The 9140-nt window shown below is 64.9% G+C and carries 12 protein-coding genes; 6 read left to right on the top strand and 6 right to left on the bottom strand.

Going from position 1 to position 9140, the window contains the following annotated elements; translation table 11 throughout:
* The first annotated feature begins 104 nt into the window (after window positions 1–104).
* The 3 genes from ACH82I_RS01625 to thiD all read left to right on the top strand — a co-directional run bounded on the left by ACH82I_RS01625 (window position 105) and on the right by thiD (window position 2194).
* Window positions 105–770 (top strand): class I SAM-dependent methyltransferase, encoded by a 666-nt coding sequence (locus ACH82I_RS01625; RefSeq protein ID WP_413335067.1) that lies wholly within the window; start codon window positions 105–107, stop codon window positions 768–770.
* An 89-nt stretch (window positions 771–859) separates the two neighbouring features.
* Window positions 860–1324, top strand: coding sequence for a tRNA (cytidine(34)-2'-O)-methyltransferase (locus ACH82I_RS01620; protein ID WP_413335065.1), 465 nt, complete (start codon window positions 860–862; stop codon window positions 1322–1324).
* Between the two features lie 45 nt (window positions 1325–1369).
* Window positions 1370–2194 carry a bifunctional hydroxymethylpyrimidine kinase/phosphomethylpyrimidine kinase gene (thiD, locus tag ACH82I_RS01615; protein WP_413335063.1) on the top strand — a complete coding sequence of 275 codons (825 nt, stop codon included), beginning with the start codon at window positions 1370–1372 and terminating at the stop codon, window positions 2192–2194.
* A gap of 114 nt (window positions 2195–2308) precedes the next feature.
* Here the strand turns inward: thiD and ACH82I_RS01610 are convergent, their stop codons facing one another.
* Entirely contained in the window at window positions 2309–2563 is a 255-nt protein-coding gene (locus tag ACH82I_RS01610) for a type B 50S ribosomal protein L31 (RefSeq protein WP_230744050.1), read from the bottom strand.
* A 176-nt stretch (window positions 2564–2739) separates the two neighbouring features.
* Here ACH82I_RS01610 and ACH82I_RS01605 point away from each other — a divergent pair, with 176 nt between their 5' ends.
* Window positions 2740–3291: a YbaK/EbsC family protein gene (locus ACH82I_RS01605; protein ID WP_413335060.1), complete on the top strand. Its 552-nt coding sequence runs from the start codon at window positions 2740–2742 to the stop codon at window positions 3289–3291.
* Between the two features lie 3 nt (window positions 3292–3294).
* Here the strand turns inward: ACH82I_RS01605 and ACH82I_RS01600 are convergent, their stop codons facing one another.
* Genes ACH82I_RS01600 through ACH82I_RS01580 form a run of 5 tightly spaced genes read right to left on the bottom strand, consistent with a single transcriptional unit; the run spans window position 3295 to window position 7679 of the window.
* A complete protein-coding gene (locus ACH82I_RS01600; protein WP_413335058.1) occupies window positions 3295–4065 on the bottom strand; it encodes a phosphatase in 771 nt (256 codons plus the stop codon).
* 35 nt (window positions 4066–4100) lie between these two features.
* Window positions 4101–5036 (bottom strand): RhuM family protein, encoded by a 936-nt coding sequence (gene rhuM / locus ACH82I_RS01595; RefSeq protein WP_413335056.1) that lies wholly within the window; start codon window positions 5034–5036, stop codon window positions 4101–4103.
* Window positions 5037–5075: 39 nt separating this feature from the next.
* On the bottom strand, window positions 5076–6047 hold the full coding sequence (locus ACH82I_RS01590) for a TrmH family RNA methyltransferase (RefSeq protein WP_413335054.1): 972 nt from the start codon (window positions 6045–6047) through the stop codon (window positions 5076–5078).
* A gap of 13 nt (window positions 6048–6060) precedes the next feature.
* The gene (locus ACH82I_RS01585; RefSeq protein ID WP_230744393.1) at window positions 6061–6873 is read right to left on the bottom strand and encodes a sulfite exporter TauE/SafE family protein; all 813 of its coding nucleotides are present in this window, start codon (window positions 6871–6873) and stop codon (window positions 6061–6063) included.
* A 17-nt stretch (window positions 6874–6890) separates the two neighbouring features.
* Window positions 6891–7679, bottom strand: coding sequence for an ABC transporter ATP-binding protein (locus ACH82I_RS01580; protein ID WP_230744062.1), 789 nt, complete (start codon window positions 7677–7679; stop codon window positions 6891–6893).
* 44 nt (window positions 7680–7723) lie between these two features.
* On the opposite strand from ACH82I_RS01580, the gene ACH82I_RS01575 reads away from it, so the two are divergent.
* A complete protein-coding gene (locus tag ACH82I_RS01575; protein WP_413335052.1) occupies window positions 7724–8458 on the top strand; it encodes a hypothetical protein in 735 nt (244 codons plus the stop codon).
* A complete protein-coding gene (gene serB, locus ACH82I_RS01570; RefSeq protein ID WP_413335050.1) occupies window positions 8455–9123 on the top strand; it encodes a phosphoserine phosphatase SerB in 669 nt (222 codons plus the stop codon). Before ACH82I_RS01575 ends, serB begins: the two co-directional genes overlap by 4 nt.
* The last annotated feature ends 17 nt before the right edge of the window (window positions 9124–9140 follow it).

Below are 9140 nucleotides of genomic sequence, written 5' to 3'. Positions count from 1 at the left end.
CATATCCTTTCATTTCTTCTATTAATGTTCGTTTCGGCTGGTCAGGGACGTGCCCGGCTCCATCGGCGGAATGTCATGTCGGTGCCCGCAGGTACGCTGGCGTCATGGACGACAGCAGCAGCGACCGTCGGGCCGCAACCCGAGACTCCTATGACGCGATCGCCGCGACCTACACGGAGTGGATCGCCGACGAGCTCACCGCGAAGCCCCACGACCGTGCGATCCTCGGGGCCTTCTCCGAACTCGTCGCCGCGACGGGCCATTCAGAGACGCTCGATCTCGGCTGCGGGCCGGGTCGCATCACCACATTCCTCGCCGCCCTCGGCCTTGCTCCGGCGGGGCTCGACCTCTCCCCGGAGATGGTCGCCATCGCCCAAGGCCTCTATCCGAATCTCTCCTTCACGACCGGATCGATGACCGCACTCCCCTACGCGGAGAGCAGCGTCTCGGGCGCTGTGTCCTGGTACTCGAGCATCCATCTCAGCGATTCAGACCTCGACGTCGCCTGCGCCGAGGCGGCTCGTGTGCTCAGGCCCGGCGGATTCCTCCAACTGGCATTCCAGCTCGGCGACCGGGTCGACCATTTCACCGATCTGGCCGGTTTCGACGTCGACCTCGACTTCCACCGACGCTCGATCGATGACGTCTTCGCGGTCCTTGCGCCGCACGGATTCGCACCTGTCACGCGCCTCGAACGCGAACCCGATCGATCGGGTCGATTCCCCGAGACGAGTCGGCAGGGGTACCTGCTCGTCCGGCTTGAGGCGTGAACCGACTAGAGGAGTGAACCGGGTGGCGGGATGAACCAACTGACGGCGTGAACCGACTCGACGGTGAAAGGTGAGAAAATGGTCGACATATGAACATCGACATCGTCTTCCACACCCCCGAGATCCCCGGGAACACCGGAAATGCCATCCGCCTGGCCGCGGTCACGGGTGCCCGCCTCCACCTCGTCGAACCCCTCGGATTCGACCTCTCCGATGCGAAGCTGCGGCGGGCGGGGCTCGACTATCACGACCTCGCTCATGTCACGGTCCATCCGACTTTGGCGGACCTGTGGGACCACCTCGGCGAGCGTCGGGTGATCGCGTTCAGCACTCACACGGACCAGTCCTTCGCCGAGGTGGACTACCGTGACGGCGACGTTCTCCTGTTCGGACAGGAGTCGACGGGACTTCCCGAATCCGTCATCTCCGACGATCATGTCGATTTGGCCGTGCGGATTCCGATGCTGCCTTCGCGCCGGTCCCTCAATCTCGCGAATTCCGCGTCGATCGCGATCTATGAGGCATGGCGGCAGCAGGGCTACGCGGGAGCCTGATCCCGCGTAGACTTCTTCGCGTCAGCTTTACCTGAAAGGACCACCATGACCTCCAAAGTGCTCACCGTCGCCGGTTCCGATGTCTCCGGCGGAGCAGGGCTCGAAGCCGATCTGAAGATGTTCGAGGAGTACGGGGCGTTCGGCACCGCCGTCGTCACCTGCATCGTCACCTTCGATCCCGCCGACCGCTTCGCCCACGTCGTCGAATTCATCGAACCCAAGGTCGTCAACCGTCAGCTCGAATCGGCACTCGCAGTCCACCGGTTCGACGCGATCAAGTCGGGCATGCTCGGCTCCGTGGAATCGGCTCTCGTGCTCGCCCAGGAACTCAAGGACAACGAGCTGCCGTACGTCTTCGACCCGGTGCTGGTGTGCAAGGGCGTCGGCACGATGGTCGATCTCAAGGACCTCTTCGTCGAGAACCTCGTCCCCTTGGCCACCGTCATCACCCCGAATCTCGAAGAGGCCGCGACCTTGGCCGGACTCGACCCGATCGACTCGCTCGAGGGCATGGTCGAGGCTGCGAAGATCATCCATGGTCAGGGAGCACAGAACGTCGTCGTCAAGGGCGGGGCCCGCCTGGCCGGCGAAGACGCCATCGACGTGCTCTACGACGGCGAGAGCGTGACGACGCTGCGCTCGCGCAAGGTCAACGAGAAGCTCGTCAACGGTGCGGGCTGCTCATTCGCCTCGTCGATTGCCGCCGGCATCGCCACCGGCCTGAGCATCCGTGAAGCCGTGGTCTCCGCCAAGGAGAAGGTGGCGCATGGAATCGCGAACTGCCTCGACAACGCCACCGGGGTGGCCTCGCTGCTCCACCCTGCGGCTCGCACTCAGCCCGCACTCGAGGTGTCGGTGAGCATCGACTGACCGAAAAATCCTCCGGACGCAGAACTGCCCCGCACACCGAAGTGTGCGGGGCAGTTCGTATCTGGAACCGTTGGGGACGGCAATGCCGCCTCCTCGGCCGGAGCCGAGACGGATTCAGCGCTTGCCGAAGCCCTTGTAGCGGTCCTTGAACTTCTCGACGCGACCGGCGGAGTCGAGGATGCGCTGCTTGCCGGTGTAGAACGGGTGCGAGGCGCTCGAGATCTCAACGTCGATCACGGGGTAGACATTGCCGTCTTCCCACTCGATGGTCTTGTCGCTCTTGGCGGTGGAGCGGGTGAGGAACTTGGTTCCCGACGACAGATCGTTGAACACGATCGGTGCGTATTCCGGGTGGATGTCCTTCTTCATTTTCTTACCTCTGCTGAATCCTGTCAGGCTCCTGGTATGGGTCTGCCCATCCGCCAGTGCCCGAATTCGTCTGCTGGACACGCCCCGCACCGTAGGAACCGGACACGAAGCGACAGTCCAGTCTATCCGATGGACGCCCGCAATGCGATTCGAGACGCGTCTCCTAAACTGTGGCCATGACCACGAAGGAACGCATCTCCACGCAATTCGAGCTTCAGCCCGCATCCGCCTCCCCCGAACTCCTCGCCGAACCCACCGCTGCGGCTCTGCCGACGATCACCGGCGAGGTCGACGCCTTCGCCATCGATCCCCAGATCGCCGATACCGCCGCCCTCCTCGATGCCACGGGTCTGGATCCGGAGACCTCAGCGAACTGCGTGCTGGTCGCGGGTTCGCGGTCCGGTGACGAGAGAATCGCGGCCTGCATGGTGCTCGCGAACACCCGCGCCGATGTCAACAAGCGCGTGAAGAAGCTCCTCGACGTCCGCAAGGCCTCGTTCCTGCCGATGGATCGAGCCGTCGGCGAATCCGGAATGGAATACGGCGGCATCGGCCCGATCGGCCTGCCCTCGGACTACCGGGTGCTCATCGACTCCCGCGTTGCCGAAGCTGAGGAGCTCATCATCGGCTCCGGGATCCGCGGGTCGAAGCTCATCCTCTCCGGTGCCGCTCTTGCCTCGCTGCCCGGCGCCGAGGTGGTCGAAGGTTTGGCCAACGAGATCGAGTAGAGCTCAGCGCAGTCCGGCCCGTTCGAGGACGAACTCGATGAGCGGGGCATAGAGGTTCGGCACGACATCGTCGTCGAGGGGAATGCAAGCCTCGAGCGCCCCTTGTGCCTCGGCGACGAAGAGCGCCGGATCGTTGCAGTCGGCATAGCCGATCGTCCGCAGCCCCCGGCTCGATGCCGCGCCGGCCCAACCGTGATCGGCGACGACGAGGTCGGGCAGAGCCTCGCCGCGAGCTTCGATGTTATCGAGAAGGGTGTGCATCGGTTCGGCCAGATGCGTATGCGGGGTCCCACCGTGCAGGTGCCAGGTCCAGACGCGGCTGATCTGTCGGACATCGCCGCCGAGCTCGGCCACCGGGATGAAGTGATCCTGAGAGACGATGCGTGCCCCCGCGGCTGCCGCCGCTTCCGCGATCGCCATGTGCACGGGCAGCAGACCGGCCGGATGTCCGGTCGCGAAGAGGATTCGGCCTTCGGCACGAGCAGTTTCGCCGACCGCCTCAGCGAGCTTCTCGAGCGCGTCGATGCAGGCCTCGGTCGAGATCGTGTCCACGCCTGTGAGGAAGTCGGGATCCGGGCGCAGCCCGCACCGGTCGACCATGAGGGCGAATACCGCGTCATAGTCCCACTCTCGAGTGAGTTTCACTCCGAAGTCGAACTGCCGCTCCTGATCGAGGAAGCGTCTGATGTGGGAGAGGTTGTTCTCTCGAGGGGTGGCGACTTCGCCGGTGATGGCTCCGGCTTCAAGGGCTTTCGCAAGGGTGCTGCGGTCCACCGAGGTCCTTTCGTAGTCTTCGGAGAATCGGATCACTACGTGTCCGACACGATCATACGTTTGATGAGCGCAATCATCAGGTCCCGCTCCTGGGGATCGCTCATCGCGACCAGGAGGGTGAGTGCAGCTAGTGCGTTGTTCGCGACTCGCGTGCTGCCATCTCCATTGACGAGCGCGTTGTTCCGGTCGAGGAACGTGATGAACAGCGCGGCTGCACTGCGCTTGTTGCCGTCGGCGAGCGGGTGGTCCTTGACGATGAAGTAAAGGAGGTTTGCTGCCTTCTCTTCGACGGTCGGGTAGAGCTCCTGATTTCCGAAGCCTTGGTAAATCGCGCCGATTGCTGCTTCCAGCCCTTCATTGCGCTCCTTGCCGAACAGTCGATCGTTCGGGAACTCTTGAGCCAGGCGCCAGATGATATTTCGCGCTTCCTCGAGACTGAGCGCCCAGGCGGGTTCGGCTTCGGGCAATGGGTCGATGTGGCCCAGATCGAAATCGCGGAGCAGGGTCAAGCTCGGAATATATGTCAAGAGCACGTCGGCGACGCCGGCGACCACTTCATCATCCGAACGAGCAAGCACGTTGACGATCTTGCCGATTTCCGACAGTCGACGTTCATTGAGCGCTACTCCGTCGATAGCGTATCTGCGCAGCGCATCATTCGCCCACCTGCGAAAATGCACACCTTCGGCTGACTTCACGCGGTAGCCGATAGACAGCACCATGTCGAGGTCATAGTGTTCGACCTGATAGGTCTTGCCGTCGGCGGCAGTTGTCGCAAATTTTGCGACAACTGGAGAATCGGCAAGTTCTTCACGTAATGCGTTCGCCACATGCTTGCCGATGGTCTTCACGTCTCTGCCGTACAGCACGGCCAGCTGGTGCCTGGTGACCCATACCGTCTCGGCGTCCGTACGCACCTCAAGCGAGGTATTGCCGTCTTTGGTGATGTACAGCTCAATTGAGTCACTCATAATGCCACCGTAGCCTGCGCCCATGACACAGGAGCAGAATCACACCTTCTGCAGGGCGAAGCAGGCCACCGCCGAGGCGGCCGCGACGTTGAGGGAATCGACTCCCCCGCTCATCGGGATCATCACGGTCGAATCGCAGGCCGTGATCGTCGACTTCCGCAGTCCGTCGCCTTCGGTGCCGAAGACCACCGCCGTACGGTCCGGTGCCGAAGCGGCGAAGTCGCGGATCGCTACCGAGTCCTCCTCCAAGGCCAGAGCCGCGACGTGGAAGCCGAGTTCGCGCAAGGCATCGACCCCGGCGGGCCAGGATTCGATGCGGGTCCACGGCACCTGGAACACGGTGCCCATGGACACCCGGATCGAGCGCCTGTACAGCGGGTCGGCGCACCTCGGCGTGACCAGCACCGCGTCGACGCCGAAGGCGGCGGCGGAACGGAAGATCGCGCCCACGTTCGTGTGGTCGACGACGTCTTCGATGACGACGATGCGCCGAGCATCCGCCACAAGCTCCGCCACCGCAGGCAACGATGGGCGATGCATGGCCGCAAGAGCCCCGCGGTGGAGGTGGAAGCCGGTGAGCGATTCCACGGCGGCATCGGTGCCGATGAAGATCGGCACATCGTGTTCGGCGATGAGGTCTGCGAGGTCGAAGAGCCATTTGGGACTGGTCAGGAAGGACCGCGGCACAAGACCCGCGGCATGGGCGCGCCGAATGATCTTCGAGGATTCGGCGATGAACAGTCCCTCGGCGGGCTCACGAATGCTGCGCAGTGCGACGTCCGTCAGCTGCGTGTAGTCGTGCAGCGACCCCAGGTTTCCGTTCACAACGGCGTCGTCGCCGACGTCCCCGCGGGGACGCCCACCCGCGGAACCGCCGGTTCCGCCAACCCCGCCAGCGGCGGCCAGGGATGATTCGTCGAAGAAGTGCAGCCGCGCCTCGGCGATGCCGAGTTCCGTCGCCCGCGCCCGGATCTGCTCACGCGTCAGCGGGGCCTTGGCCGGGGTGTTCACTGCTCGTCAACTCTCACAGCGCCAGGATCCGCCAGATCGCGACGAGACCGAGGATGACGATGATCGTGCGCAGCAGCACCGGCGAGAACTTCCGACCGATGCGGGCCCCGAAGTAACCGCCGATGAGCGAACCAACGGCGATGCAGATGACGGCGATCCAACTGATCCGGTCGTGGCCGACGATGATGTAGGTGCTCGCCGAGACGGTGTTGACGACGAGGACGAGCACATTCTTCAGACCATTGAGACGTTGCAGATCATCGGGCAGCAGCAGTCCGAGCAGGGCGATGAGGATGATTCCCTGCGCCGCGGCGAAATACCCGCCGTAGATCGCGGTGAGGAAGACGACGAGGAGGACAGCGAGGTAGCGCCCGGTCGAGAGCGTATCCCCCACCGAGGCGGCCACATGCTCGCGCCCGGCCCGTTCGGCTCGACGCAGCGACCGGTTCTTCAGGTAGCGCGAGAGCGCCGGCTGGCCGACGACCATGATCAGGGCCACGACGAGGAGGACGGGAACGATCGTCTCGAAGGCGTCCTCGGGCAGGTGCAGCAGCAGATACGCCCCGGTCAGCGACCCGAGGAGCGAGGCAGGCACGAAGCCGAGGATGCGTCGCCACTGCCCGCGCAACTCCTCCCGGTACCCGAACGAGGAGGCGATGTTGCCGGGGATGAGGCCGACGGCGTTGCTCATCGTCGACACCACCGGGGGCACGCCGAAGGCGACGAGGGCGGGGAAGGTGATGAGCGTGCCCGAACCGACGACGGCGTTGATGCCGCCTGCGCCGATGCCCGCGAGGACGATCAGCGCGATCTGCCACAGCTCCATGCCGAGGATCGGCTCCATTACGAGAGCTGGGAACGAGCGTGGAACCGCTGACCGTCGCGGGTGAGCTTGACGTCGATGCCGAAGGTCGCCGCAAGATTGTCAGCCGTCAGGGTCTCATCGATGGGTCCGGCGGCGAGGTCGGTGCCTTCGGCGAGCAGCAGCACATGGGTGATCCCCGCAGGGATCTCCTCGACGTGGTGGGTGACCATGATCGTGGCCGGCGCCCACTTCGAGGACAGGATCTCCGTCATCGCGGACAGCAGCTCTTCACGGCCGCCGAGGTCGAGTCCCGAGGCCGGCTCGTCGAGGAGCAGCAGCTCCGGGTCGGTCATCAGCGCACGGGCGATCTGGACACGCTTGCGCTCTCCCTCGGACAGGGTGCCGAAGGTGCGGTCGGCCAGATGCGTGATGTTGAACGCGCCGAGGAGGTCCTTGGCACGGTCGATATCGGTGGTCTCATACTGCTCGACCCACCGGCCGGTCACGCCGTAGGCGGCGGTGAGCACGGTGTCGAGCACGGCTTCGGACAGGGGGATCCGGTTGGCCAGGGCGGTCGAGGCGTAGCCGATGCGCGGCCGCAGTTCGAACACGTCGACGCGTCCGAGGCGTTCTTCGAGGATGCCGACCTTGCCGGTCGTGGGGTGCATTCGTCCCGCTGCGAGTTCGAGCAGAGTCGTCTTCCCTGCGCCGTTGGGTCCGAGGACGGCCCAATGCTCGCCTTCGGAGACGGTCAGGGAGAAATCGCGGAGGAGGAAATTCTCCCCCCGGCGGACGGAAACGGAATCCACAGTCAGGACATCACTCATATCTTCAGACTCTATCGCAGGCGCGGCGTCTATTCTGGTTCGACATGGACCTCACTACCGACTCACTGCTGCTGGCCCTGGCACTCAACCACCGTCTGAGCTCGACGCTTGCTCCCGACGAGGTCAGTGCCGCCTTTCTCGACGATGATCGTGACGTTCCTCTCATCGTCTCCGATGCCGTGCTCGGGACCACCCCGCCGACGGGGCTGCTCCTGTTCGCCGCCGAGGCGGCCGCGGCCGGGATCACACATGCTCGCTTGGCGCTGCACCACCCGTCCCTGCCGCACACCACCCCGCCGGTGGACAAGGCCGACCGCACCAAGGTGGGACGGCATCCCGCCCCGATCGTCCTGCACCGGGGCACGCAGCAGCTCGGCATCGTCCTCATCGGCGCCGAGGCGAACGTCGAGGTCCTCGCCTGCCGGGAGACGGTCTTCCGCCCGGTCACGGTCGAAACCCCCGCCGAGGCGCTGCGACGTCTGCGTCTGCTCGTGATGGAGGGGCTCTCGCTCATCGAATCCATCGACGTTCCGACCGAATGGCGTGAGGGTCCGTGGCGGGACTGGCAGGAGGAGCTCTCGACCTCGCATCCGATCTCCAGACTGATCCCGCGGGCAGCGGATTCCCGGGCGATCTATGCCGCCCTCGACATCCACCACCGCATGGCTTCGGTGCTCGCCCCGGCGACGGTCGAGCCGCCGGAGTTCGGCGGTCTGCTCTCCCGCCTGCACCCCGCGGCTGCCGACTACATCATGGCGGTGGCTACGATGAAGAGGTGAATGACTCAACACTCCCCGTGCAGCTGCTCGTCATGGACGTCGATTCGACGTTCATCAACGAGGAGGTCATCGACCTCATCGCCGTCCATGCCGACGTCGGCGAGCAGGTCGCCGACATCACCGAGAGAGCGATGGCCGGTGAACTCGACTTCGCCGCCTCCCTGGCCGAACGGGTCGCCCTGCTCGACGGCCTGCCGGTGTCCGTGCTCGACGAGGTCCGGGCACAGATCTCCCTCACCGAGGGAGCGCGAGAGCTGGTGTCCGCCGTGCAGGAGGCCGGCGGCGTCGTCGCACTGGTCTCGGGCGGTTTCACCCCGATCATCGCACCTATGGCCGCTGAGCTGGGCATCGAGGAGGTGCACGCGAACGGTCTCGAGATCGTCGACGAGCATCTGACCGGGCGGACGAGCGGTCGGGTCATCGATCCGAGCGCGAAGGCCGAGATCTTCACCGATCTGGCCCGCCGGTACGAATGCGAACCTGCCCGCACCGTCGCGATCGGCGACGGGGCCAATGACATCGGCATGATCGAGGCTGCGGGTCTCGGAGTGGCCTTCTGCGCCAAGCCGGCGCTGGCCCAGGTCGCCGATGCCGCGGTGACGACACGGGACCTGCGCGAGGTCCTCACCCTCATCGCAGCGCGCACGGGCGCCGCGAACATCTGAGGCTGGACCCGGCCCGG

It is taken from the genome of Brevibacterium sp. GP-SGM9 (assembly GCF_047300845.1).
Classification (GTDB): Bacteria; Actinomycetota; Actinomycetes; order Actinomycetales; family Brevibacteriaceae; genus Brevibacterium.
Note: the sequence above shows the minus strand (reverse complement) of the source record. Positions and strands in the feature narration are given on the sequence as shown.